Here is a 24,755-nt window from a genome sequence, read left to right as displayed (position 1 = left end):
ATGAGCAATTCCGTTCCACCCCGCAACAAGCGCGGTCTCCGCACCGGCTACACAACGGGCAGCAATGCAGCGGCTGCCGCGAAAGCCGCAACCATCGCGCTTCTGACCGGGCAGTGGCTTCCACAGGTGACGATTACGCTGCCGATCAGTGAAACGGCGACGATGACGCCGGTAGAGATGCAGCGCGGCGAGGATTGGGCGTACTGTTGCATGGTCAAGGACGCCGGCGATGACCCGGATGTCACGCACGGTGCATTGATCTGTGCGCGGGTGCGCCACATCGATGGCGCCGGCATCACCATCGACGGCGGCATCGGCGTGGGACGGGTGACGTTGCCGGGGTTGGGGCTGCCGGTCGGCGGTCCGGCGATCAATCCTGTGCCGCGCCAGCAGATTGCCGATAATGTGCGCGATGCAGTGCGCGAGTGCGCGCCCGATGGCGAAGCCTTCCTCGACCATAACGGTCTGGAAGTTGTCATCAGTGTGCCCGACGGTGAACGCCTGGCGCAGAAGACCCTCAACCCGCGCCTGGGGATTGTCGGCGGCATCAGCATTCTTGGCACAACCGGCAAGGTTTTTCCGTACAGCACCGCTTCCTGGCGTGCCAGTGTCATTCAGGCGGTCGAAATGGCAGCGCGTAATCACGTCGCAAAAGTGGTGCTCTGCACCGGTGGGCGTTCAGAGAAGTTCGCTATGCGCCTCTTCCCCGAATTGCCGGAACTTGCGTTTGTCGAGCTGAGCGTCTTCACAGGCGATGCCCTGAAAACCTGCCTTGCGTGCGGCGTTGAGGAAGCCGTATTTGTTGGCATGATTGGCAAAATGATCAAGACCGCGCAGGGGCATATGCAGACCCATGTTGCCGGTAATCAGGTTGATTTTGCGTTTCTGGCGCAGGTTTGTCGAGATGTCGGCGCGCCGCAACCGCTGATCGATGCAGTCGCCCATGCGAACACCGGACGCCACTTTCTCGAACTCTGCCAGGAATACGGGCAAACGGCGCCGCTCCAGCGGATTGTCGATCTCGCGCTGATGCACTGCCTGCGCTTTATCGAGGCGCAGGGAGGCGCGATGGGATTCGAGACCATTCTGGTCGATTTCGATGGCAACGTGCTGGCGCGCGCCGGTGCGCCTAAACCAGGGCGCTCCGGTGCGCCGGTCGGCGACTCGCGCCCCCTGATCGAGCGCCTGGTGAGTGAACCGTTCGGCGCCGATGACGATGAGCCGCTGGAGGACATGCCATGACAATGCGGCGTCCCATCCTGGTTGTGGGATTGACCGATGCCGGCGCTGTGGGAGTGCCTGCTGCCCTGTACGACCGGATCATGCGCGCTGAGATTCTCGTTGGCGGGCAACGCCATCTTGCCGCGTTTCCTGAGTTCACCGGCGAGCGGTTGGTCATCGGCGCGTCGGTCGAACCGGCGCTGGAGCGGTTGAAACTGGCATGGGAACGCGGTGAGTTGGCAACTGTCCTCGCGTCGGGCGATCCGCTCTGGTACGGGATCGGCGTATCGCTCCGCCGGGCGCTGCCGCCGGAAGCCCTCGACATCATTCCGGCGCCAACCTCGGCGCAACTGGCGTTCGCGGCGCTGGCGGAACCCTGGCACGATGCCACACTGCTCAGCGCTCACGGTCGTCCACTCGAAACAGTGATTGCACATGTGCTGACATCACCAAAGACTGCCCTGCTGACCGATCAGCGGAACACGCCCGCACGCATTGCCGCTGCCTTGCTGGAATCTGGCTTGCCGCCAACCACGCGTTGCGCAGTTTGTGAACATCTGGGAGGCTCTGCACAGCATATTGTGCGCACAACGCTCGCCGAAGCGGCAGAGCGGTCATTTGCGCCGCTGAATGTGTTCGTCGTCTGGAACGATTATCTCATCCATCACACGCCTGTCCCCCCCGGTTTGCCCGATGAGGCGTTCAGCACCGTCGCCGGTCAGATCACCAAACGCGAAGTGCGTTTGCTGAGCCTGGCGGAACTGGCGCTTCGGTCGGGTGATGTCCTGTGGGACATTGGCGCAGGCAGCGGGTCGGTCGGCATCGAGGCGGCGCGCGCCTGCCCGACTGCCCGGGTGTACGCGATTGAACGGCGCGAGCCGTTTGTAAGACACATCCACGAAAACCTGCGGCGTTTCCCGGCGCCGAACCTGCACGTCATCCATGGCGAAGCGCCGGAAGCCTGCGCCGACTGTCCCGATCCGCACGCTGTGTTCATCGGCGGCAGCGGCGGTCGCCTGGTAGAGATCATCCGCACGGCGCAGCAGCGTCTCAGACCTCAGGGGCGTCTGGTGCTGAACCTGGTTGTGTTCGACCATGTGCAGCAGGCGCTGGCGCTCCTTCCTGAGGCGCGGATGACGCAGGCACAGATTAACCGCAGCATGCCCATCCAGTCGCTGCTGCGCCTCGAAGCGCTCAATCCCGTCTTTATCGTTGTCTGGCAAAAAGAGAACCAGCATGGATAAGACTGCCACACTGACCGCCGTCGGTCTCGGACCTGGCGATCCCGAATTGATCACGCTCAGGGGTTTGCGCGCCATTCAGTCGGCGGATATCTTGTTCGTTCCACAGAGTCGCAATGGCGACCAGAGCCTGGCGCTGCGCATCGCCGAACCCTGGATCGACCGCGCGCGGCAGGCGGTCGTCGCGCTGCCGCTGCCCATGACGCGCGATTCTGCTCAGTTGCATCCGGCGTGGCGTGCTGCTGCCGAAACCATCGTATCGGAATTGGGCGCCAATCGGCATGGCGCATATCTGCTCCTCGGCGATCCGTTGCTCTATGGCACCTTTGTCTACCTCTGGCGCGAACTGTCTGCTCTCTGTGCAGTGGTGACGGTACGCATCATCCCCGGTGTGACATCGTTTGCAGCAGCGGCGGCGGCAGGCGGCATGCCTTTGGCGATGAGCAATGAACGCATGATTGTTGTTCCTGCAAGTTATGAAACCGATGCAGCAACCCTGCGCCGATTGCTCTGCGATTTTGAAACCGTCGTACTGATGAAGGCAGGAGCGGCGCTGCCCGCGATTGTGGCGGCGCTCGATGAACTCAATCTGCTGGATCATGCGCTCTATGCCGAGCGCGTCGGGATGCCGGAAGAAGTCATTGCACGCGACCTGCGTTCGCTCGATCCGCAGCGACGCCCCTATCTGTCGCTGGTCATTGTTCGCCGTGGAGACATTGTATGACCTATCCTGTTGCCGCCGGAACGGTCTACTTTATTGGCGCGGGACCCGGCGCGCCCGATCTGATAACCGTGCGTGGGCGCGACATTCTGGCGCAGGCGGATCTAATCCTCTACGCCGATAGCCTGGTGGACGATGGGTTGCCCGCTTCGTGGGCGCGCGCCAATGCGCGGATCATTGGCACTGCGGATATGCACCTGGAACAGATTGTTGCCCTGATGCGCGACGCTGCGCGCGCCGGGCAGGTCGTCGCCCGGCTCCACAGCGGCGATCCATCGCTCTATGGCGCTGTTCACGAACAAATGGCGGCGCTCGATGCGCTTGACATCCCCTATGAGATCGTCCCCGGTGTGACAGCGGCATTTGCGGCGGCTGCCCGTCTCGGCATCGAGTTGACCGTTCCCGAAGTGGTGCAGACGGTCATTTTTACCCGCGCTTCCGGGCGCACACCGATGCCTCCCGGCGAGGAACTGCATCGCCTGGCGGCGCACGGCGCATCGCTGGCGATCTATCTGAGCGTTACCCGCATCCAGCGTGTGGTGGACGATCTGCTTGCAGGTGGCGCGTACACCCACAACACACCGGTTGCTGTGCTATATCGTGTGAGTTGGCCCGATGAGACAATCATCCACGGGACGCTGGGCGATATTGTGGCGAAGGTCAAAGCAGCCGGCTTCACACGCCAGGCGCTGATTCTGGTCAGCCCGGCGCTCGATCCGGCGCTGAAACAGACCGATAGGGCGACGAGTCGGCTGTATGATCGCACCTATACGCATCGTTTTCGTCATGGAAAGCAGAGCGGAGAGCAGGCGTGAGTATCACGATCATTGCCGTCACCCGCGCCGGTGCGCGCCTGGCGGAACGTCTGGCGCCGGAATTGAACGCCGTCGCGCGCGTGCCGGCAAAATTCGCCGGCGAAGCAATCATCGCAACACCGTATACGGCATCATTGTCTGATGAAGTGCGCTACTGGTGGGGACGCAGTCGCGCGCTGGCGTTGATCATGGCGAGTGGTATTGCCGTGCGCACGATTGTGCCGCTCATAAGCCATAAAACCACCGATCCGGCGGTCGTCTGCCTCGATGAAGCCGGCAGGTTCGTCATCCCGCTGATCGGCGGACATCAGGCAGGCGCCAACGACCTGGCGCGCCGGATCGCCGCGCTCACCGGCGGTCAGGCGGCGATCACCACTGCCAGCGATACGCAGGGGTTTCCTGCGCTCGACATGATCGGGCGCAACAAGGGTTGGCGGATCGCCGGCGACTCGGCACTCACGCATACGATGGCGTGCCTGGTCAATGGAGACCTGATCGGATGTTGGGTTGAACCCGATCTGCCTGATGCTCGCAGGTGGATGGAAAACCATCTGGCGCTATGCCCAAACATTGAGTTCGTCAACACCGCTGCCGATCTGATGGATGCCCGGTATGCCGCGGCGCTCCTGGTCACACATCATCAGATCAATGACCTCTGGAAGAAACTGCGGGCGAAGAGCGTGCGTTACCTGCCGCCGGTCCTGGTTGTCGGCATTGGGTGTCGGCGCGGTGTTTCGGTCGATGAGTTGTACGATGCGTTGCGCACAACCCTCGCCGATGCCGGTCTCGATGAACGGTGCGTGGGAGCGCTCGCTACGGCTGAGATCAAGGCGGATGAGCCGGGACTGATCGCCCTTGCCAACAGGCTTGCCATCCCTCTGCATGTGGTTTCGACCGCCGAACTCGCTGCGCTTGATGCCACGAAGTTCAGCCGCAGCGCCGCAACCGTGCATTTCGACCTGCCCGGCGTCGCCGAGCCATGTGCCGTGATCGTCAGCGGCGGCCCGCTGCTCGTGCCCAAGCGCGCATTCCCGCGCTGCACCATTGCCACTACCCTGGCAGAACATGGCACGCTCCGGGGGACAAGGCATATGGGGGCGCACGGCTCCACACGGATCGGGACCAATTCCCACGGATCGATTGTTTCCCATCCCGCACCAAACCGTGAACATCCGTCGCATCCGCGCAAATCCGTGGTCCCTTCGCGCCCGACCATCCCCAAACATGATCAACCGTCGGGTGTCCTTACGCTGGTCAGCATCGGTCCCGGTGATCCGCAGCACCTCACCTTTGCCGCGCGCGAAGCGCTGCGCCGCGCCGAGATCGTGGCAGGCTATCGGGTCTATATCGACCTGGCGCTTCCGCTGCTGCAACCCCATCAGGAGGTGCTGGTCACCCCGGCAATGGGGGACGAAGCCGGGCGGGCACGGCACGCCATCGAACTGGCGCGCGCCGGTCGGCGGGTGGCGCTGATCAGCAGCGGCGACATTGGCATCTACGCTATGGCTGCGCCGGTATTCGAGGCGCTGCGCGACGACGGTTGGACGGGAGATGATCCGGTAGTCGAAGTCATTCCGGGCATCAGCGCCTTCCAGGCGCTCGCGGCGCGTCTCGGCGCGCCGGTCAGCCACGATTTCTGTGTCATCAGCCTGAGCGACCTGCTGACGCCGTGGGAGGTGATCGAACGTCGGTTGCGAGCCGCAGCGCAGGCGGATTTTGTCGTTGCGTTGTACAATCCGCGGTCGCGCGGGCGTGACTGGCAACTCGACGCCGCGCTGCGCATCCTGCGCACCCACCGTCCGCCGACGACACCGGTCGCATTTGGGCGTAACGTTTCGCGCGACGATGAGCATGTGATCCTGACGACGCTTGCAGCGGCAGACCCGTTGGACGCCGATATGTTCACTGTGGTGCTGGTGGGGAACAGTCAGAGTTATATGCTGGGTGAAAGAATGGCGACGCCACGTGGCTACACTGCCAGAGCGCAGTCGGAAGCGAACCGTTCCGAAGCATTCCCGGCATCGAATCAGACCCCGCGCGAATATCCCATTGTGCTGACCGACACCAGCAGGCTGTCCGCTATTGTGATCGGCGGCGGCGCAGTCGGTGAGCGCAAGGTGCGTGGGTTGCTGGAGGTGGGCGCATCGGTGCGCCTGGTCAGCCCGACCGCTACGCCGCAACTGGCAGCGTGGGCAGAAGCGGGACGGATCACCTGGGATCAGCGCGCATATACGCAAGGCGATCTCGCGGGGGCATTGCTGGCATTCGCTGCCACCAGTGATCGCAGCGTCAACTCCCGGATTGCGCGCGACGCTGCGGTCGCAGGAATCCTCTGCAACGTCGCGGATGCACCGGAGGAGGGATGCTTTCACGTACCCGCCGTCTATCGATCCGGCGGTGTAACGATTGCTGTGAGTAGCGGCGGCGCAGCCCCCGCGCGCGCCGCCGCCCTGCGCGATGCGATTGCGCAGTGGCTGGGACAATCGCTGAACATCGAAGGTCACCGGTAGGGATGCCCCTATAGGGGCGCCCACCGCAACCGTCCAGGACGCCCATGGGGGTGCGCTGTGACACAAAAGAAAGACATGCTATGACCGGCAAAGCATACCTGGTCGGCGCCGGTCCTGGTCGCGCCGACCTGATCACGGTTCGCGGACTGACCGTGCTTCGTCAGGCTGATGCGGTGCTCTATGATCGCCTGATTGCGCCTGAACTCCTTGAGGAAGCGCCGCCGCGCGCCGAGCGCATCTTCGTCGGCAAGCGTCCGGGGCATCACGCGCTTCGTCAGGAAGGGATCAATGAATTGCTGGTGCGCCTGGTGCGCGATGGGTTGCAGGTCGTGCGGTTGAAGGGGGGCGATCCGTCCGTCTTTGGGCATGTCGCCGAAGAAGCGGAGGCGCTCGTCGCTGCCGGTCTGCCGTATGAAGTTGTGCCGGGTGTTTCTTCGGCAATTGGCGTGCCTGCATACGCGGGCATACCACTGACCAGGCGCCGTGTGGCATCGGCATTCGCGGTGGTCACTGCGCACGAAGCGTCGGAAACCGCCAGCGGCATCGACTGGCATGCACTTGCAGCCATGCCAACGCTCGTGGTGTTGATGGCGCTCACCCGCCTCGACGTGGTCTGCGCAAACCTCATCGCCGCCGGGCGCGACCCGCACACCCCGGCGGCGTTGATCAGCCGCGGAACGACGGCGCAGCAGCGCGTGCTTCGCGCAACGTTGGCAACTCTTTTTGATGCGCAGCTGCGCGCCGACTTGCCGCCCCCTGCCGTCCTGGTTGTCGGCGCCGTCGCGGCGCTGACCGATACCCTTGCCTGGTTCGACCCGGCGAGTGCGCCAGCGCACCATATGTTCTGGGAGGACGAATAATGTCCGCTCTGCCGCGTCTGTTGTTTGCCGCGCCGATGAGCGGCAGCGGCAAAACGACGATCACCGCCGGATTGATCGCTGCGCTGACGGCGCGCGGTTTGATTGTTGCGCCGTTCAAATGCGGACCGGACTACATCGATCCGGGGTACCATGCGCTTGCCGCCGGACGCGCCTGTTTCAACCTCGACGCCTGGTTAACGCCGCCGGATCAAATCGCCGGGGTCCTGGCGCGGCGCAGCGCCGACGCCGACATAGCGATCATCGAAGGGGTGATGGGGCTGTTCGACGGGTACTCCGGCGATGATGACACCGGCAGCAGTGCGCATATCGCGCGCCTGACCGCCACACCGGTTGTGATGGTGCTCGATGCGCGGGCAATGGCGCGCACCGCAGCCGCGATCGTCGCCGGGTTGCGCGATTTCGACACGCAGACGACGATTGTGGGCGTGATCCTCAACCGGGTTGGGAGTTCGCGCCATGCACGGATGGTGCAGGACGCTATCGAGGGAAGCGTCGGCATACCGGTGCTCGGCTTTCTTCAGCGCGACGAGACGCTCACATTGCCGGAGCGTCATCTGGGACTGATTCCGGTGGCAGAGCCGGGACGCTGGCAGGCGTGGCTGCGCGAGGTGCGCGCGCGTATCGAAGCAACCGTTGACCTGGAACGGGTCGTTGCGCTGGCGCGCACCGCGCCGTCGCTCGATGATCGCGCCGTCACACTGCCGCTCTTCGCGCGCAATGAGCGCGACAGTGAGCCGGTAATCGCCGTTGCGCGCGATGAGGCGTTCAGTTTTCTCTACGAAGAGAATCTCGATCTGCTGCGCGCGTCCGGCGCACGGATCGCCTTCTTTAGCCCGCTGCGCGACACAACGCTTCCCGAAGGAACAGCGGCGCTCTATCTGTGCGGCGGTTTCCCCGAACTCTATGCCGAAGCGCTCAGCGCCAACCGCGTTCTGCTGCGCGCCATTCGCAAAGCGGTTGACGCCGGAATGCCGGTGTACGCCGAATGTGGCGGGTTGATGTATTTGACCGACGCCATCATTGATGCCGAAGGGCGCGCCTTCCCGATGGTCGGCGCACTCGGCGGACGCTCGGTGATGACGCCACGTTTGACGCTCGGCTATCGAACGGTGCGCGCCGAGAGCGACACCTGGCTCTGGCAGAAGGGCGAAACCCTGCGCGGGCATGAGTTTCACTACTCCGCCTGGAACGATCGACCGGAGCGCCTGCCCCGGCTCTACACCTGCCTGCCCGACGCTATGCGTCCGGCAGCGTTTTCCGAAGGAGCAGTGCTCAACAACACCCTTGCGTCGTACATCCACATTCACTTCCTGGCGTGTCCACAGGCGGCGCAACGTTTCGTCGCTGCGGCGGCAGCCTGGCAGAAGGGAGCCCGGCTATGAGCCGCATTGTGCTCTTCACCGGCGGCGCGCGCAGCGGCAAGAGTGTGCGCGCGGAGCAGTACGCTGCACGCCTGAGCGACCACGTTGTCTACCTGGCGACTGCCTGGGCGGGCGATGACGAAATGCGCGAACGGATCACCCATCACCGCCGTCGCCGTCCGGTTGCCTGGAGGACCATCGAAGCGCCTCACAACGCGGCTGCGGCGCTGGCATCGCTCACGCCTGGTTCGGTCGTGCTGCTCGACTGCCTCTCGCTCCTGGTCAGCAACCTGCTTCTGGCGCATGAGGACAACCCCGTGCCGGTCATCGACCGGGAAGTGACGACAATCCTGGAAACCGCAGGCGCGCGGCAGTTGAACCTGATCGTCGTGACGAACGAAGTCGGCATGGGAATTGTGCCGGAATATCCGCTTGGACGGCAGTACCGCGATCTGTTGGGACGGGCGAACCAACGGATCGCCGCCGCAGCCGACGAGGTCTATCTGGTCGTGTGCGGTATTCCGGTCGAACTGCATGCATTGGAGGCAGCATGGACACGCTCGACCGGGTAGTGCACGGCGCGCTCGACAGTGCTGAGCTTGCAGCGCTTGGCATCGCGCCGGATCGAGTGATCGACTTCAGCAGCAACCTGAACCCGTTCGGTCCGCCGCCAGCGGTGCATACGGCGCTTGCGACGCTCGATCCGACGCCCTACCCCGACCGGCATTGTCTGCGCGTGCGGACGATTCTGGCGGAACGACACGGATGCGCGCTGGATCAGGTGCTTGCCGGTAATGGCACAAATGAGTTAATCTACCTGATTGCACAGGCGCTTGGCGAGCCAGGCGCGACAGCGCTGATCCTCGCTCCCACCTACGGCGAGTACGAGCATGCCAGTCGGTTAGCGCGGATGCAGGTGGTCGAGGTGCGCGCGCCGGCGAGTGATGGGTTCCGTTTCGATGAACAGGCGCTGATCGAGGCGGTACAGCACATCCGTCCGCGGTTGATCTGGCTGTGTGCGCCGAATAACCCCACCGGCACGTCGCTGCCTCCCTCCATTATCGGCGACCTGGCATCCGCGTGCGATGGTTTTCTGGTGGCTGACCGGGCATACTATGCCTTTCAGCGTGATCTGCACGATGGACGCGACCCGCTGGATGGAACTGCTGCTCCCAACCTGATCCGACTCTATTCGCTGACCAAGAGTTACGCGCTGGCGGGCTTGCGTTTCGGCTACCTGATTGCACACCCGGAGGTCGCTACGCACATTGGGCGTTTTCAGCCAGCGTGGAGCGTCAACAGCGCAGCGCAGGCGGCTGGTCTGGCTGCGCTTACCGACGCCGTCTTCCTTCCCGCCACACTGCCACGTCTATGGAGCGCCAGCGATGACCTTGTTGCCGGGTTGCATCGGTTGGGGTTGTACGTCTGGCGCGCGGCGCTGCCGTTTATGCTCGTGCGGTGCGGGAATGGCGCCACAGTACGGACGCGCCTGCTTCACCTCGGCTGTATTGTGCGCGATTGCGCTTCATTTGGGCTGCCGGAATGGGTGCGGGTCGCGCCGCGCCGACCGGAGGAGAACGCGCGACTGATCGCTGCCTGGAAGGAGATCGTATGACAGCGCCGGTGATCATGGTGCTTGGCACGGCTTCATCGGTTGGCAAGAGCGTCCTGGTGACAGCGCTCTGCCGCCTGGCAAGGCAGCGCGGTTTGCGCGTCGCGCCGTTTAAGGCGCAAAATATGAGCAACAATGCCGCGGTCACCGCTGATGGTCGCGAGATCGCGCGCAGCGTCGCTGTACAGGCGGCTGCGGCACAGATCGAGCCAACCGTCGAAATGAACCCGATCCTGATCAAACCGGAAGGGCAGCGGCGCAGCCAGATCGTGGTCGAAGGGCGCCCGTGGCGCACCCTGGATGCACTCGATTTTTGGCGACGCAAAGAGATGCTCTGGGAAATCGTCACCCGCAACCTCGACGCACTGCGCGCGCGCTGCGATCTGGTGATCGCCGAGGGAGCGGGAAGCCCGGTTGAACTGAACCTTAAGGCAGGCGACATCGTCAATATGCGAGTTGCCAGGTATGTTGGGGCGCGCTGCGTGCTCGTCGGCGATATCGACACTGGCGGCATTTTTGCTCAGTTGCTCGGCACCCTGATGCTGCTTGAACCGGAGGAGCGTGAGCTGGTGCAGGGGCTGCTTGTCAATCGTTTCCGTGGCGACCCGGCGCTCTTCGAGGATGGAGTGCGAATCCTGGAGCAGCGCAGTGGTCTTCCGGTACTGGGGGTCATTCCGTGGTTCGAAGATTTACATCTACCGGAGGAAGACGCGGTTGCGCTGGAGCGCGGTAACCGGTTGGCGCGTGATGGTCTGACCATTGCGGTCATTCATCTGCCAGCGATTGCTAATTTCGACGATTTCGATCCACTGGCGCGTGAGCCAGGCGTCACGTTGCGTTACATCACCCACCCCGACGATCTGAGCGACGCGGTTGCGGTCATTCTTCCCGGCACAAAGCACACCCTGGCGGCGCGGCGCTGGTTGCGCGAGCGGGGTTTCGATGTGGCGCTGCACCAGTTCCCCGGCTCAATCGTGGGCATCTGTGGCGGCTATCAGTTGCTCGGCGAACGGATCAGCGACCCGCTCGGCGTCGAAGGACAGGGAGGAGACGAACCGGGTCTGGGTTTGTTGCCGGTCGAGACGATCTTTAGCGCCGCGAAACTCACCGTTCAGGCGGATGCCGTCTCGCGCGCGCCGTGGGCTGTGGGGGCGCGTCTGCACGGGTACGAAATCCATATGGGTCGAACGCGCAGTATTGACGCGGATCGTCCGCTCATAACCGTTACGCAACGCGGCGCCGACGCTGTGGAAGAACATGACGGGCATATCAGCAAAGACGGGCGCGTATGGGGATGTTACCTGCATGGCATCTTCGCCAACGACGCCTTTCGACGCGGGTGGTTGCAGCACCTTGGCTGGCATCCAGGGGAAGAATTGAACCCGTCAACCGATCCATTCGACCATCTGGCGCAGCATGTCGCTGCGGCGATTGGAGAAAAGCAGGTACGATGGTTGTTCGACATTGGTTGAGCACGCGAATATGGAGACTCGTCGTCGGATCGGCACGAGTTGGGGCACACGGATTGCCACGGATACGACGGATCGACACGAGTTGGGGCACACGGATCGCCACGGATACGACGGATCGACACGAGTTGGGGCACACGGATCGCCACGGATACGACGGATCGACACGGATTAACAACTTAATCACCCGTGGCCATCCGTACCATCCGCGTCCATCCGTGTCCTATTCCATCCAGCACACGGATTGGCACGGATACGACGGATCGACACGGATTAACAACTTAATCACCCGTGGCCATCCGCGTCCATCCGCATCCTATTCCATCCAGCACACGGATCGGCACGGATACGACGGATCGACACGGATTAACAACTTAATCACCCGTGGCCATCCGTACCATCCGCGTCCTATTCTATTCAGTACACGGATCGGCACGGATACGACGGATCGACACGGATTAACAACTTAATCACCCGTGGCCATCCGTACCATCCGTGTCCTATTCCATCCAGCACACGGATTGGCACGGATACGACGGATCGACACGGATTAACAACTTAATCACCCGTAGCCATCCGTACCATCCGCGTCCATCCGCGTCCTATTCCATCCAGCACACGGATTGGCACGGATACGACGGATCGACACGGATTAACAACTTAATCACCCGTGGCCATCCGTACCATCCGCGTCCTATTCTATTCAGTACACGGATCGGCACGGATATGCGCGGATGAGACGCGCAGTTGTTCTTGGTTCTTGGTTCTTTTGGTTTTCATATGTGGCCACTCGTTCGTCAGGCACGCTATCTCGGTCGTTACCGCCAGATTGCTCATGTCTTCTGGCAGTACGGCTTTGGCTACCTGCTGGACCAGTTGGGTCTGACCGCACTCCTGTCGCTGCCGCGCCGCATTGTTCGACAACCGGCGCCCGACCCGATCAGCGGACCAGAGCGCCTGCGTCTGGCACTAACCGCACTTGGTCCGACATTCGTCAAACTGGGACAGACGCTGAGCACCCGCCCCGATCTGCTGCCGCCTGCCTGGATCGAAGAACTGAACAAACTGCAAGACACCGTCCCCCCATTTCCTGCTGATGTTGCCATTGCGACCATCGAGGTGGAACTGAATCAATCGATCGATACGCTCTTTCGCTGCTTCGAGCGGGAGCCACTGGCGGCTGCGTCGCTCGGTCAGGTGCATGGCGCCGAACTGCCCGACGGCACACCGGTGGTCGTCAAGGTGCAACGTCCCGACATCCAGCAACTCGTGGCGATCGACCTGGCGATCCTGTCGGAACTGGCGGCGCTGGCGCAGCAGAATACGTCCTTCGGCGAGCAATACGATCTGGTGGAACTGGCATGGGAGTTTGGCATGACGTTGCGCGCCGAACTCGATTACCGTCGTGAAGGACGGAACGCGGATCGGTTCCGCGCCAACTTCGCCGGTAATCCACATGTTTGCATTCCGCGCGTGTTCTGGCGCCATACCAGCGCCCGCGTTCTGACCACTGAGCGTCTCTTCGGCATCAAAATCAGCGACATTGCGGGCATGGACGCCGCAGGTATGGACCGCAAGCGTCTGGCACGTCACAGCCTGGAACTTATCCTGCAAGAAATCTTTGTCGATGGCTTCTTTCAGGGCGATCCTCATCCTGGCAATCTGTTCGCGCTGCCGGGCGAGGTCATCGGCGCAGTTGATTTCGGTCAGGCGATCGCCCTTGATCGTGAAACGACCGGCAATCTGTTGCTGCTCCTGGTCGCGCTGCTGGAGCGCGACTCCGACGGTGCGTTGCGCGTGTTGCAGCAGTTAGGCATGTTGACACAGCGTGAACTCTCGCCGGCGCTACGACGTGATATGCGCCGCTTCGTCGATCACGTCGTCGACCGATCACTGGAAGAACTATCGGCGCGTGAGATGGGCGAAGAACTGCTGGCGCTCTTGCAGCGTCATCGCCTGCGCCTGCCTGCGCCGCTGGCGCTATTGCTGAAGTCAATCATTATGATGGAAGGCATTGGCGTTCAGATCGATCCACACCTCGATGTTTTCGGCATCGCGCGACCCTATGCAATGCGCGCGTTGGCGGAACTGAACAGTCCCGAAGCGCAAATGCGGCGTTTGATCCGTGAACTGAACGAACTGCGCGGTATCGTTGGCGTGCTGCCGGGACAGACGAGCGTCCTGCTCCAGCGATTGAACGATGGTGAACTACGCATTCAGACCCGCGATCTCGAAGCGCGACGAACAGCAGCGGCGATCTCGCAGGCAGGAACGCGCATTGCGCTCGGTCTGATCGTCCTGGCGGCGACGCTGGGGCTGGCCGGGCTGACGATTGCGGCAGCCATCGCCAGGTGGGACGGGCTGCCAGTGATCATTCCCGCAGCCATCGCACTGATCGCGCTCTTGAGCGCGGGAGCCGTGCTGTTCATCAGTATTGTGCGAGGGGGTGGAGGTTAGGGGTTAGAGATCAGGTTCTCGGTTCTCATACGAATACGCAGTCATGCGGACAATCATGGTTTTTGAGCACAGAATCCGGCATCGCCCGGTGCAGCCCGCGCCGGCGGGCCTGGCAGCCGTAGCCCGCAGCTTCCGCCGCCGGGCGGACGAGTGGCTGGCGGCATACGGATGCAATAACCACGATTGAGTCCACGGCACACCGGCTCAACCACCAAGGACCCGAAGCGCACGAAGGGGAATAAAAATGAAGTGCATGTCCTTCGTGTCCCTTGGTGACCTTCGTGGTTGCTTGGTGCGGTGACGTCATGATTGCCGGGGCGCGCAGCGGGAAGCCGGGGCGCTGCGGGCGAACGCCCTCGCTGAGGAAAGCCCCGCCGGGGCCGCTGACGCCACTGCGCAGTCATGCGTCCACGACACGGACTGCTGGTGTGCGTTGATTGTTACGCCTTGCGAACCGGGCGCTCGAACATCTCGTCTGACTGACCGCACGTTCGTATGAGACGACTGATCTACAGGTTGTTCTCACCTAACGGAGGTGAGGGTGTATAATGACTGCGGAAAAGGAGGAAATGCCGATGGAGAAGACCATCACAATGCAAATTCCTCGCCACTGGTTGGAAGGTGTGCCAGAGGAACCGATGACGTTGCAGCAAATCTTTCGGTTAGGGTTGTATCAGTACAAAGTAGAGCGCGCCCTGGCTCTCTACCGCGATGGTGTCGGGTCTCTAGGCTACATCGCTGAGCAAGTCGGACTCTCTAAGCGAGACCTTATTCGCGAAGCACGAATGCGTGGCATTGAACCGGATTTCTCCGAAGAAACCGTGCAAGAGGAACTGTCCTGATGTCCGAACCGGTCGTTTCCGATACCGGACCCTTGATAACTCTCGCCAAACTCAATCTGCTTCATCTCCTTAAGCAGCTTTATGGTGAAGTGCTGCTGCCTCAATCGGTCCACGAAGAAGCCGTCATTGAAGGAATACGACGGGGTTTCGAGGACGCTCATACGCTTCAGCGATTCTTGAGCCAGGAGCGTTGGGAGCCGATCGAGATCAGGCATATACCAGATGACATAGCCTCTTCGCATCTCGATCAAGGTGAGCAAGAGAGCATCGCCCTGGCGCTTGCTGTGGACGGCTTGCTCTTAATTGACGAGGAACGCGGTCGTGAAGCGGCTCGCCAGCACGGAGTGAAAGTGCGGGGAACGTTAGGCGTACTCGTCCACGCCTACCGTGTGGGTCTCATCACTGCCGATCAACTGCGCTTCTACTTCGGTCAGATCGAGGAAAGAACAGACATCTGGATCAGCCCGACTTTGTGCCGTCGCCTGCTGCACGAGGTGTTGGGATAAACGGCTCAAAGCGGATTTCGGGCGGGCGATTACCCTGAATCGTCGCCATGCGCGCTCTGGCGGAACTGAACCGCCCCGACGCGCAGATGCGGCGCGTCCTCAGCGAACTGGACGAGATGCGCGGCATCGTCGGCGCGCTGCCGGGCCGGATCAGCGCCCTACTCCAGCGCCTGAACGACGGGGAACTGCGCATCCAGACCTGCGACCTCGAAGTGCGGCGAACTGCAACGGCGCTATCACAGGCAGGCACGCGCATCGCGCTCGCTCTGATCGTCCTGGCAGCCACGCTGGGTCTGGCAGGGTTGACGATTGCGGCCGCCATCGCCGGGTGGGACGGGTTGCCGGTGATCCTTCCTGCGTCCATCGCCCTGGTTGCGCTGTTGAGCGCGGGAGCCGTGTTGTTCATCAGTATTGTGCGAGGGGGTGGGGGTTAGGGGTTAGGGACTAAGGGTTAGCCTTCCTAACCTTTCACGCCTCCCGTCTCCCGTCTCCCGCCTCCCGCTTCACGCCTCACACCTCTCGCCTCACGCCTCATGCCTCACTCACACCCCCGTGGCTGCGCAGTGTGGCGGGCGACATAGCAATGGTTGATCAGCAACCCAATGAACCCTCCAGCAACCAGCAGCAGACTGACGACCTGCGCGACGCGCAACGATCCCTCGCATGCGCCGCCGATTCCACTCAGGCAGAGGCTGTCGGTGCGGAAACCCTCGATCCAAAAACGTCCCAACCCGTACCAGACGGCATAGAGCAACGCCATATCGAGCGGACGCAACCGATCGCGCAGTCGTCGCTCAAGCCAGATCAGAATGCCAAACCCAATAAGGTTCCATACCGACTCGTACAGAAATGTGGCATGAAACAATGTATCGGGTGGAAACTGCTGCATATCGCGGTACGGACCGATGCGGTGCTCCTCATCGATCAATACCCCGAACCCAAGGCTGGTCGGGCTGCCATACGCCTCCTGGTTCATAAAATTGCCCCAGCGCCCGATTGCCTGCGCCAGGAGGAACGGCGGCATAGCGATGTCGAGGAAGGTCCGCAGCGGCAAATGATGCCAGCGTGTGTAGAGCGTAGCAGCGGTCAGCGCCCCGATCAGCGCGCCATGAATTGCCAGCCCGCCCGTCGCCGGGTTGATAATCTCCAGCCACGACGCGCCGGCAAAACGAGGCCATTCGAACAGCACATAATAGGCGCGCGCACCGATAATGCCGAATATCATGCCGACCAGCAACAGGTTCCAGATATGCTCCGGGTCGTAACCGCGCTGTTGCGCGCGCCTGGCTGCAATCCATCCTGCCAGCATTGCGCCGCTGACGATAATGACGCCATACCAGCGCACCACGACGGGAATGCCGAACAGCGACACGTTGATGAGAAATGGATCGTCAGGCGGATAGAGTCCCATAGACATTCTCCTCGATAGAATAGCGGATATTGTAGTCCGCCGTGAGGCAGGCGTCAATGACTGGAGTTATACGGTGAGCAGCGGTTGTCGGCAATCGACATCGCCTCCGATGGTCCCGCACCCGTCCCCGCCGCACCCGTCCCCGCCCGCACCCGTCCCCGCCGCACCCGTCCCCGCCCGACACCACCTGAGCGCGCGAGCACCTGGGAGCGCGGGCGTCCCCGCCGCACCCGTCCCCGCCCGACACCACCTGAGCGCGCGAGCACCTAGGAGCACACCCGTCCCCGCCCGCACCCGTCCCCGCCTGCACCCGTCCCCGCCCGCACCCGTCCCCGCCCGACACCACCTGAGCGTGCGAACACCTGGGAGCGCGAGCGTCCCCGCCCGACACCACCTGAGCGTGCGAACACCTGGGAGCGCGAGCGTCCCCGCCGTACCCGTCCCCGCCCGACACCACCTGAGCGCGCGAGCACCTGGGAGCACACCCGTCCCCGCCCGCACCCGTCCCCGCCTGCACCCGTCCCCGCCGCACCCGTCCCCGCCCGCACCCGTCCCCGCCCGACACCACCTGAGCGCGCGAGCACCTGGGAGCGCGGGCGTCCCCGCCCGCGCCCGTCCCGGCAGCGCACCCGTCCCCGCCGCACAAGCGCGAGCGACTTGGACTTCGGGCGAAACGTGGTACTATTGCAGAACATTCGACCAGACCGAGAGAGGTACGCCATGTCGATGACCCGACGTGAACGACTCGCTGCGGCGATCCGAGGCGAACCGGTTGATCGCCCACCTGTTGCGCTCTGGCGCCATTTTCCGGTAGATGATCAGGACCCCGAACAACTGGCGTTATCCGTGGCTGCGTTTCAGTCGCAGTACGACTGGGATTTCGTCAAGTTCACACCATCGAGCAGTTTTTGTGTCGAGAATTGGGGATGCCGCGTCGTGTACCGTGGGCACTCCGAAGGAACCAGCGACTACGTCGCGCGCCCGGTCAGCGTCCCTGCCGACTGGCGGCGCATTACGCCGCTCGACCCGCGCGCTGGCGCACTTGGCGCGCATCTGGTAGCCGTCCGTCGTGCGCGCGCATTGATCGATCCCGACGTTCCCCTGCTGGCGACAGTCTTCAGCCCGATCAGTCAGGCAAAGAATCTGATCGGCGGAGGGATGGACATTGTACATCTCCGGCGTCATCGCTCCGATCTGCTGGACGCGCTCGAAGCAATCACAGAAACAACGATACGCTTCGTCGAAGCCGTACTCGAAACCGGCGCCGACGGCATTTTCTACGCAATGCAACGATGTACAGCGGATGTCATCAGCGAAGCCGAATACCGCGAGGTCTGCCGTCCGCTTGACATGCGCATTCTCGAAGCGGCGCATGCAGCCAGCGCAGCACATGGAAAACCGCCTTTCATTCTGCTCCACCTGCATGGTATGCACTCCTACTTCGACATTGCAGCGGAATATCCCGCGCAGGCGCTCAACTGGCACGACCGCGACACCGGACCCGACCTCGCTGAAGGCGCGCGCCGCTTTCCAGGCATGGTTGTTGGAGGTTTAAGCCAACGCGATATTGTCGAAGGTTCACCCACGGCAGTGCAGTCGCTGGCGCGCCAGGCAATCGCAGCGATGGGCGGACGGCGCATGTGCCTTTCGACCGGCTGTGTGATGCCGACGACGGCGCCCTGGGGGAACATTCGCGCACTGCGAGATGTCGTGGGTCCATGATCCGGCGTGAATTCAGCATTGCGGAAGGAACACTCCTGTTCACTACCGCATACGTCATCTCAGCCGGATTGGGCATTGTGCGCCAGGCGCTGTTCAATGCCGGGTTTGGCGCAGGGATGGAAGCCAGCGCCTACTATGCCGCCTTCCGATTGCCCGACACCATCGCAAGCCTGATCGGCGGCGGCGCACTGTCGAATGCGATGATACCGGCGCTACTCGGCGCGCGCTACGAATCGGGCGATGTCGCCGAACAGCGACTGGTGAACCTGACGGCCACCACCCTGACCGTCGCGGTCTCGCTGGTCGTACTGGTCTGCATGATTTTCGCACCTTTCTTTGTGCGCTTTGTGCTTGCCCCCGGCTTCGATGCCGAAACCGCCGCGCTGACCATCGCGCTGACCCGCATTATGCTCGCGCAACTGGCGCTGGTCGTGCTGGCAAGCGTGGCGATTGCCGTGCTGAACGCGCGGAACCAGTTTTTATTAACGGCAATCTCGATAGTAACGCACAACGTCACGATGATCGGCGGAATCCTGGCGGCGCGTTTCATTCCCGGCGTCGGCATCTACGGTCCTGCGTTCGGCGTCGTTGGCGATGCGATCCTGCAACTGATCATTCTATGCCCCGGACTGCGCGCCAACCGTTTTCGTGTGCGTCCGGCGTGGGATCTGCGCGATGCACGACTGCGCCAACTGTTCCGGTTGCTGGCGCCAAACGGCTTATCATCCGGGGTGAACTATGCAGGCGGCATCGTCGATACGGCATTCGCCTCGCTGGCGCGGGAAGCGGGGGCGCTGCCAGCGCTCTTCAACGCCGGTTTGCTGATGGGTGTGCCGCTCCGGTTGATCGGCGTTGCGCTGGCGCAAGCGGCATTTCCGCGTATTGCCGCCTATGCCGCGCGCAACGACCGGAAGCGCCTGCGTCGCACCCTCCTTGCGGCGCTAGCAGGCAGCATGACCCTGGCAGTTGCGGCTGCGCTCACGCTGGCGCTCATCGGTCGCGCGCTCGTTCGCCTGCTGTTCGAACGTGGTCGTTTTGATGCCGCTGCCAGCGATCTGACGACGCTGCTGCTTGGGGTGTATATCGCGGGGTTGCCGATGTATGTGGCAACGGAAGTGCTGACGCGCGGACTGATCGCACTGCACGACACCCAAACGCCGCTGGTGACGAACTGTGCGCAACTCGCGGGACGCGGCGTGTTGATATGGGTGTGGATCGAGCCTTGGGGCGTGGTTGCAATTCCTGCGGCATTTGCGATCACCTCAGTGCTGGAAACGGTGGCGCTGGGAGCGGCGCTGGCGTGGCGGATGCGTCGGAGGCGAGAGGCAAGAGGCGAGAGGTAGAGACATCGCCGTGCAACGTTGCAAAACGGCGCGCGCTGCACATGGGAACGTTATACCAATGACCTGTGACCATCCGGCATGGTCACCCCGAGCAGCGCGCGGAGTCGTGCGCGACCCGCTTAGATTCCTCGCTGCGCTCGGAATGACAAGTCGCTGCGCTCGGAATGACAAGTCGCTGCGCTCGGAATGACCAGAAGGCGGCTTCTTCAATCGTCATTGGTATTACACGTTGCAGGTTTCATGAAGGACCCGCATCCGAACTTTGAGATCTTCAGCAATCGGTATGAAAAACGTCAAACTCACTATCGATCCAAAGCGACTACAGCGCGCGTATGACATCTTGCAGCGCTGGCTCGATGAACGGATCGTCACGGCGATTGCCTCAGTCTTGCTTCATCGCGGGCGATTGGCGGGTGAATTCTACGGCGGGAGCGCTGCACCGGCGCCCAATGCCCCACCGATCAACGGCAACAGCCTGTTCCATATTGCCTCAATCGGGAAGCCTATGACCGCCTTTGCCGTCATGCTTCTCGTGGAAGCCGGGCGCCTCACGCTCGACGATCCGGTCGCCGACATTCTGACAGAGTTTCGTGGCGCAGGGCGCGACGTGATCACTGTGCGCCAGTTGTTGACCCATACCTCCGGTCTGCCGCAGGACCCGGATCGCAGCCGGTTGCCGCCCAACGCCACCACATCCGAAGAATTGCGCACTTATCTTGCTGCCGGTCCCATTGTGCCTCCCGGCAGCAAAGTCGAGTACAGCAACGTCGGATATGGGTTGCTGGGGCTGATCATCGAAGAAGTTGGCAGGCAATCGTTTGCGTCATTTATGCACGAGCGCGTCTTCGCTCCGGCTGGTCTGCGCGACACATGGCTGGCGCCGCCGGAAGACCTTTTCCCACGCATCGTCCACGTTGGCGGAACGCTCGATCCCGGCAGCCCGACCGAACGGTTCAACTCGGCTCACGCGCGGCGACAGACACATCCGGCCGGCAGCGTGCTCGCCACAGCGCGAGACGTTGCGCGCTTCTTTCAGGTTGTGCTGAATGGTGGCGCCATTGACGGACGACAGGTGATCTCCCCAGTTGCGGCGCGCCTCATGATCACCAACCAGACACCGGGACTGCGTGGAGGCATTGAAGGGTTTATGACCTGGGACGACTGCGCCTGGGGTTTAGGGTTCGATCTGCGCGGCAACAAACACCCGCACTTCTCCGGCGAATTTACCTCACCAGCCACCTTCGGGCACACCGGCATCTCCGGCGTTTTCGCCTGGGCGGACCCGGCGCTTGATCTGGTGTGCGTGATGCTGGCAAATCGCACCCTCTTCGATCAGTGGAACACCTCGCGCTGGTCGCGCTTTTCGACAGCGGTTGTCGCCTCATTGACAGGGTAAGGATGCGCCGCACCTCAGCAGGTTCCCACTGCCTGCCATTTCCTGCTTTGGAGTGCAGAATATCCCGATGAAACTCCAGCGTTTTGGCGTCTTCCCAACAACACATACCCGATGCGCGAAGAGCGTCGGAGGCAATGTTTGCAATCTTAATACCATTTTGACAATAGACTGCACAGTGCACATTCCTCAGTCGCTGATACACTGACATCCAAGGAGGCACATCAATGACAGCCCATGAGTCGGTCCATCCTACTCCTGACGAAGTCGGCGCCTACTATGATCTGATGGGACCATTCTATGCCACCCTGTGGGGAGACAACATTCACGTCGGATATTGGACCGGTCCAGACGATATGAGTTCTCATGTCGAAGCACAGGATCGGCTGACCGATCTGCTTATCGAAAAAGTCAATCTGACCACAGGGCAAACGCTCATCGATGTCGGATGCGGCGTAGGTCGTCCGGCGATCCGTCTGAGTCGCCATAGTGGTGCATCTGTGGTCGGCATAACCGTCAGCGCCGATCAGGTAGCACGCGCCACAATGCTCGCCGAACAGAACGGCGTGACGGATCGTGTGCGCTTTGAGCGCGCTGACGCGATGGCGCTTCCTTTCGACGACGAAACGTTCGATGCCGCATGGGCGTTCGAGTCATTGCTGCACATGCCAGATCGTCAGCACGTGCTGCAAGAAATATGGCGGGTTCTGCGCCCAGGCGGAAAGTTCGCGCTGACCGATGTCACCGAGGAGCGACCGCTTTCTGACGAGCACCGTGCACTACTCTACGGGAGTTTTATGCTTCGCTCGCTGGAAACGATCGAGCGCTATCCGGCGCTGGTCACAGCGGCGGGATTTGTCGTCGATGAGGTGATCGATATCAGTGCTCACACCAAACGAACCCTTCAGTTTGTCAGTGATGCATTGATCCAGAAACGCGACGACATTCGAGCGCTCTACGGGGATGATCTGCTGGCGACGCTCGAACAGGTATGGCCGCAACTCGCTGCCATTCAGCGTGACCACCTGGGATACGTCGTACTGGTTGCGCAGAAGCCTCGATAGGATCGTATGCGATGAAGGAGGAGGCCCGTGGATCAGGACTATCGCGCACGACTTGTCTACCCATTTTCCGGAGCGATAAGCCCGCATGCCGATATAGTCGATCAGGCAACGCTCGCCTGGGCGGCGATGTTTGGCTTGTTGACGGACTCATTGCGCCACAAAAGTCGTCGCCTCCAGTATGGCTTGCTGGCTGCACGCGCCTATCCACGAGCGGACCGTGAGATGTTGCAGATTGCCGCCGATTGGATTGCATGGCTGTTCTTCATGGATGACCAATGCGACGAAACTGGCATTGGGCGTGATCTCCAACGCATGATTGCGCTGCACGAACGATTTCTTGCAATTCTTGACGGCGCAACGCCGGAGGCGCATGATTGCGCGCTGACCTATGCGCTCGCCGATCTTCGTCGTCGACTGGCACTGCGCGCTCCTGATAACTGGCTGCGCCGATTCAGCGAGCATGTGCGTCTCTACTTTACTGCCAATCGCTGGGAAACGGTCAACCGGCAGCGCGGTGCAACGCCGAATGTGGCGACATATTGCGCCGCGCGCCTGTTTTCGGGCGCCGTCTATGCATGCTTCGATCTGATAGAACTGGCAGAGCAGATCGAACTGCCGTTCTATGCCCGTCACCACAGCATTGTGCAGCAACTGGAGCAGGCTGCGAACAATATCATTTGCTGGTGCAATGATGTGCTGTCGTATCCCAAGGAAATGCAGCACGGCGACCGGCACAATCTGGTGCTGGTCATTCAGGGCGAGCATCAATGCTCATTGCCCGAAGCCATTGACCGCGCGCTCGACCTTCATGCGCGTGAAGTCGCTACGTTTGTGCGGAAACGCACCTGTGTCCCATATTTCGATGCAGCGGTCAATACAGCGCTTGAAAAATATGTCACCGGATTGCAGTTCTGGATCTGCGCCAATCGCGATTGGTCGCTGACGGCAACGCGCTACGCGCCGACGCACAAATCGCAGGAAATGGTGATGGCAGTCGCGCAACAGTAAATGGAGGGATTGGCACAATGACCACCGATATTATGCCCGAGTCGACAATGCAGGCGCAGATGACCCGCCTGCGTCAGTTTCTCTCCGCCTACATGCCGGTCGCATTCCTGTTCGGGGTTGTGTTTCTCGCGCTGGCGTTGATCTTCCGCGACCTCGCAACCGGTATCAGCGGCGTGGCGATCATCGTGAACGGCGGTATTCTGCTCTATGCGTTGCGCAGCGTGCGTCAGGGAAAGGTCCAGTCCGCTATTGTGGCGACAAGCGTCGGTTTGCTGGCAGGCGGGTTGGTCATTCTCCTGGCGCAACCATTTCTCTTTGCGACATTGACGCTCTCGCCACTACTGGTCGTGATTCTGGGGTTGCAGTATTTGACCATCCAGCCGCTCAAGCGCCTGATCGCCGCCAGCGGACTGTGCAGCGTGATCGCTGTCAGTGTCGGGCATCTGTTGCCGCAAGGCTTCATTGCCTCCACCCTGCCGGAATGGTTTCGCGATGTGCTGCAAATCGGCGCAGCAAGCGCGGCGGTTGTGTTCGTGATGATGCTGATCTGGCACTTCAGCGTACTCTTGAACGAGATGCTCTCCTCGCTGCGCGTTGCCAACCGCGAACTCGAAACGCAGCAGACGAAACTGGTTCGCACCAATGAACAGTTGCAGCAACAACTCGCCTCGGAGCGCGAGTTGCTGAACCTGGTCAGCGCACTGGAAACGCCGGTCGTTTCGCTGGCTGAGGGCATTCTGCTTGCGCCGATTGTTGGGCATATCGACTCGCGCCGCGCCGACATCCTGCGGTCGCATTTGCTGGAAGTCGTCCACGCCAACCGCACCAGACTGATGATCCTGGACATCACCGGCGTCACCACCATCGACACATCGGTGGCGCAGGCGTTGATGATGACAATTCAGGCATTGCGTCTCCTTGGCTGCAAGGTGGTCGTCAGCGGCATTTCCGCTACGGTTGCAATGACCCTGACACACCTGGGAGTCGATCTGCACAATGTCGAGACGGTGCGCAGTCCCGAAGAAGCCCTGGAGCGACTGGAGCGCGGTGAGCCGATGTCCCATCTGCGGCAACCGTTGATGAATGGCGCCGAGATGCGCGCCTTCCTGCCGGGGCTGATGAATGGCAATGGGGCGCATCATAAGGCATGATGTGAGAGGAGCACGGCGGCAGGGAGA

At 61.9% G+C, this 24,755-nt stretch carries 22 protein-coding genes; 21 read left to right on the top strand and 1 reads right to left on the bottom strand.

Annotation, left to right across the window (positions count from 1 at the left end; genetic code table 11):
* From RCAS_RS03300 to RCAS_RS03235, 15 genes are all read left to right on the top strand, one after another.
* The gene (locus RCAS_RS03300; protein ID WP_012119197.1) at positions 1–1,242 is read left to right on the top strand and encodes a cobalt-precorrin-5B (C(1))-methyltransferase; all 1,242 of its coding nucleotides are present in this window, start codon (positions 1–3) and stop codon (positions 1,240–1,242) included.
* Entirely contained in the window at positions 1,239–2,465 is a 1,227-nt protein-coding gene (locus tag RCAS_RS03295) for a bifunctional cobalt-precorrin-7 (C(5))-methyltransferase/cobalt-precorrin-6B (C(15))-methyltransferase (protein ID WP_012119196.1), read from the top strand. The genes RCAS_RS03300 and RCAS_RS03295 overlap by 4 nt, the downstream gene beginning before the upstream one ends.
* The gene (gene cobI, locus RCAS_RS03290) at positions 2,458–3,186 is read left to right on the top strand and encodes a precorrin-2 C(20)-methyltransferase (RefSeq protein WP_012119195.1); all 729 of its coding nucleotides are present in this window, start codon (positions 2,458–2,460) and stop codon (positions 3,184–3,186) included. The genes RCAS_RS03295 and cobI overlap by 8 nt, the downstream gene beginning before the upstream one ends.
* Entirely contained in the window at positions 3,183–3,998 is an 816-nt protein-coding gene (gene cobM / locus RCAS_RS03285) for a precorrin-4 C(11)-methyltransferase (RefSeq protein ID WP_012119194.1), read from the top strand. The genes cobI and cobM overlap by 4 nt, the downstream gene beginning before the upstream one ends.
* Entirely contained in the window at positions 3,995–6,508 is a 2,514-nt protein-coding gene (gene cobJ, locus RCAS_RS25825; protein WP_012119193.1) for a precorrin-3B C(17)-methyltransferase, read from the top strand. The genes cobM and cobJ overlap by 4 nt, the downstream gene beginning before the upstream one ends.
* A gap of 80 nt (positions 6,509–6,588) precedes the next feature.
* A complete protein-coding gene (gene cobA / locus RCAS_RS03275) occupies positions 6,589–7,368 on the top strand; it encodes a uroporphyrinogen-III C-methyltransferase (protein WP_041330161.1) in 780 nt (259 codons plus the stop codon).
* A complete protein-coding gene (locus RCAS_RS03270; protein ID WP_012119191.1) occupies positions 7,368–8,771 on the top strand; it encodes a cobyrinate a,c-diamide synthase in 1,404 nt (467 codons plus the stop codon). The genes cobA and RCAS_RS03270 overlap by 1 nt, the downstream gene beginning before the upstream one ends.
* Complete coding sequence (cobU, locus tag RCAS_RS03265; protein ID WP_012119190.1) at positions 8,768–9,322, top strand: bifunctional adenosylcobinamide kinase/adenosylcobinamide-phosphate guanylyltransferase; 555 nt, start codon at positions 8,768–8,770, stop codon at positions 9,320–9,322. Before RCAS_RS03270 ends, cobU begins: the two co-directional genes overlap by 4 nt.
* On the top strand, positions 9,301–10,365 hold the full coding sequence (locus RCAS_RS03260; RefSeq protein WP_012119189.1) for a pyridoxal phosphate-dependent aminotransferase: 1,065 nt from the start codon (positions 9,301–9,303) through the stop codon (positions 10,363–10,365). The genes cobU and RCAS_RS03260 overlap by 22 nt, the downstream gene beginning before the upstream one ends.
* Positions 10,362–11,834, top strand: coding sequence for a cobyric acid synthase (locus RCAS_RS03255; protein ID WP_012119188.1), 1,473 nt, complete (start codon positions 10,362–10,364; stop codon positions 11,832–11,834). Before RCAS_RS03260 ends, RCAS_RS03255 begins: the two co-directional genes overlap by 4 nt.
* A 10-nt stretch (positions 11,835–11,844) precedes the next feature.
* Positions 11,845–12,006, top strand: coding sequence for a hypothetical protein (locus tag RCAS_RS24810; protein ID WP_157042530.1), 162 nt, complete (start codon positions 11,845–11,847; stop codon positions 12,004–12,006).
* 605 nt (positions 12,007–12,611) lie between these two features.
* Positions 12,612–14,288, top strand: a complete 1,677-nt coding sequence (locus RCAS_RS03250; protein ID WP_012119187.1) for an ABC1 kinase family protein — start codon at positions 12,612–12,614, stop codon at positions 14,286–14,288.
* A gap of 575 nt (positions 14,289–14,863) precedes the next feature.
* A complete protein-coding gene (locus RCAS_RS03245; RefSeq protein WP_157042529.1) occupies positions 14,864–15,130 on the top strand; it encodes a hypothetical protein in 267 nt (88 codons plus the stop codon).
* Positions 15,130–15,636 (top strand): DUF3368 domain-containing protein, encoded by a 507-nt coding sequence (locus RCAS_RS03240; protein ID WP_012119185.1) that lies wholly within the window; start codon positions 15,130–15,132, stop codon positions 15,634–15,636. Before RCAS_RS03245 ends, RCAS_RS03240 begins: the two co-directional genes overlap by 1 nt.
* 47 nt (positions 15,637–15,683) lie before the next feature.
* Positions 15,684–16,070 (top strand): hypothetical protein, encoded by a 387-nt coding sequence (locus tag RCAS_RS03235; RefSeq protein WP_041330160.1) that lies wholly within the window; start codon positions 15,684–15,686, stop codon positions 16,068–16,070.
* A gap of 104 nt (positions 16,071–16,174) precedes the next feature.
* On the opposite strand, the gene lgt is transcribed toward RCAS_RS03235, so the two are convergent.
* The gene (lgt, locus tag RCAS_RS03230) at positions 16,175–17,047 is read right to left on the bottom strand and encodes a prolipoprotein diacylglyceryl transferase (RefSeq protein ID WP_012119184.1); all 873 of its coding nucleotides are present in this window, start codon (positions 17,045–17,047) and stop codon (positions 16,175–16,177) included.
* Positions 17,048–17,767: 720 nt separating this feature from the next.
* Here lgt and RCAS_RS03225 point away from each other — a divergent pair.
* From RCAS_RS03225 to RCAS_RS23175, 6 genes are all read left to right on the top strand, one after another.
* Positions 17,768–18,769, top strand: coding sequence for a uroporphyrinogen decarboxylase family protein (locus tag RCAS_RS03225; RefSeq protein ID WP_012119183.1), 1,002 nt, complete (start codon positions 17,768–17,770; stop codon positions 18,767–18,769).
* Positions 18,766–20,112, top strand: a complete 1,347-nt coding sequence (gene murJ / locus RCAS_RS03220) for a murein biosynthesis integral membrane protein MurJ (protein ID WP_012119182.1) — start codon at positions 18,766–18,768, stop codon at positions 20,110–20,112. Before RCAS_RS03225 ends, murJ begins: the two co-directional genes overlap by 4 nt.
* Before the next feature lie 283 nt (positions 20,113–20,395).
* Complete coding sequence (locus tag RCAS_RS03215; protein ID WP_012119181.1) at positions 20,396–21,508, top strand: serine hydrolase domain-containing protein; 1,113 nt, start codon at positions 20,396–20,398, stop codon at positions 21,506–21,508.
* A gap of 224 nt (positions 21,509–21,732) precedes the next feature.
* The gene (locus RCAS_RS03210) at positions 21,733–22,569 is read left to right on the top strand and encodes a methyltransferase domain-containing protein (protein WP_012119180.1); all 837 of its coding nucleotides are present in this window, start codon (positions 21,733–21,735) and stop codon (positions 22,567–22,569) included.
* Positions 22,570–22,596: 27 nt separating this feature from the next.
* The gene (locus tag RCAS_RS03205; RefSeq protein WP_012119179.1) at positions 22,597–23,577 is read left to right on the top strand and encodes a (+)-T-muurolol synthase; all 981 of its coding nucleotides are present in this window, start codon (positions 22,597–22,599) and stop codon (positions 23,575–23,577) included.
* A 17-nt stretch (positions 23,578–23,594) separates the two neighbouring features.
* Positions 23,595–24,728 carry an STAS domain-containing protein gene (locus RCAS_RS23175; RefSeq protein ID WP_012119178.1) on the top strand — a complete coding sequence of 378 codons (1,134 nt, stop codon included), beginning with the start codon at positions 23,595–23,597 and terminating at the stop codon, positions 24,726–24,728.
* Positions 24,729–24,755 lie beyond the last annotated feature (27 nt).

This window comes from Roseiflexus castenholzii DSM 13941 (genome assembly GCF_000017805.1).
GTDB classification, from domain to species: Bacteria; Chloroflexota; Chloroflexia; order Chloroflexales; family Roseiflexaceae; genus Roseiflexus; species Roseiflexus castenholzii.
Note: the sequence above shows the minus strand (reverse complement) of the source record. Positions and strands in the feature narration are given on the sequence as shown.

What these genes read in the sequence shown, in the direction of transcription:
- RCAS_RS03260 (WP_012119189.1), top strand. Translation starts at nt 9,301, where the DNA reads ATGGACACGCTCGACCGGGTAGTGCACGGCGCGCTCGACAGTGCTGAG.
- RCAS_RS03270 (WP_012119191.1), top strand. Translation starts at nt 7,368, where the DNA reads ATGTCCGCTCTGCCGCGTCTGTTGTTTGCCGCGCCGATGAGCGGCAGC.
- cobU (WP_012119190.1), top strand. Translation starts at nt 8,768, where the DNA reads ATGAGCCGCATTGTGCTCTTCACCGGCGGCGCGCGCAGCGGCAAGAGT.
- lgt (WP_012119184.1), bottom strand. Translation starts at nt 17,047, where the DNA reads ATGGGACTCTATCCGCCTGACGATCCATTTCTCATCAACGTGTCGCTG.
- cobM (WP_012119194.1), top strand. Translation starts at nt 3,183, where the DNA reads ATGACCTATCCTGTTGCCGCCGGAACGGTCTACTTTATTGGCGCGGGA.
- RCAS_RS03255 (WP_012119188.1), top strand. Translation starts at nt 10,362, where the DNA reads ATGACAGCGCCGGTGATCATGGTGCTTGGCACGGCTTCATCGGTTGGC.
- RCAS_RS03250 (WP_012119187.1), top strand. Translation starts at nt 12,612, where the DNA reads ATGTGGCCACTCGTTCGTCAGGCACGCTATCTCGGTCGTTACCGCCAG.
- RCAS_RS03215 (WP_012119181.1), top strand. Translation starts at nt 20,396, where the DNA reads ATGAAAAACGTCAAACTCACTATCGATCCAAAGCGACTACAGCGCGCG.
- RCAS_RS03245 (WP_157042529.1), top strand. Translation starts at nt 14,864, where the DNA reads ATGGAGAAGACCATCACAATGCAAATTCCTCGCCACTGGTTGGAAGGT.
- RCAS_RS24810 (WP_157042530.1), top strand. Translation starts at nt 11,845, where the DNA reads ATGGAGACTCGTCGTCGGATCGGCACGAGTTGGGGCACACGGATTGCC.
- cobA (WP_041330161.1), top strand. Translation starts at nt 6,589, where the DNA reads ATGACCGGCAAAGCATACCTGGTCGGCGCCGGTCCTGGTCGCGCCGAC.
- murJ (WP_012119182.1), top strand. Translation starts at nt 18,766, where the DNA reads ATGATCCGGCGTGAATTCAGCATTGCGGAAGGAACACTCCTGTTCACT.
- RCAS_RS03240 (WP_012119185.1), top strand. Translation starts at nt 15,130, where the DNA reads ATGTCCGAACCGGTCGTTTCCGATACCGGACCCTTGATAACTCTCGCC.
- RCAS_RS03295 (WP_012119196.1), top strand. Translation starts at nt 1,239, where the DNA reads ATGACAATGCGGCGTCCCATCCTGGTTGTGGGATTGACCGATGCCGGC.
- RCAS_RS03300 (WP_012119197.1), top strand. Translation starts at nt 1, where the DNA reads ATGAGCAATTCCGTTCCACCCCGCAACAAGCGCGGTCTCCGCACCGGC.
- RCAS_RS03225 (WP_012119183.1), top strand. Translation starts at nt 17,768, where the DNA reads ATGTCGATGACCCGACGTGAACGACTCGCTGCGGCGATCCGAGGCGAA.
- RCAS_RS23175 (WP_012119178.1), top strand. Translation starts at nt 23,595, where the DNA reads ATGACCACCGATATTATGCCCGAGTCGACAATGCAGGCGCAGATGACC.
- RCAS_RS03235 (WP_041330160.1), top strand. Translation starts at nt 15,684, where the DNA reads ATGCGCGCTCTGGCGGAACTGAACCGCCCCGACGCGCAGATGCGGCGC.
- RCAS_RS03210 (WP_012119180.1), top strand. Translation starts at nt 21,733, where the DNA reads ATGACAGCCCATGAGTCGGTCCATCCTACTCCTGACGAAGTCGGCGCC.
- cobI (WP_012119195.1), top strand. Translation starts at nt 2,458, where the DNA reads ATGGATAAGACTGCCACACTGACCGCCGTCGGTCTCGGACCTGGCGAT.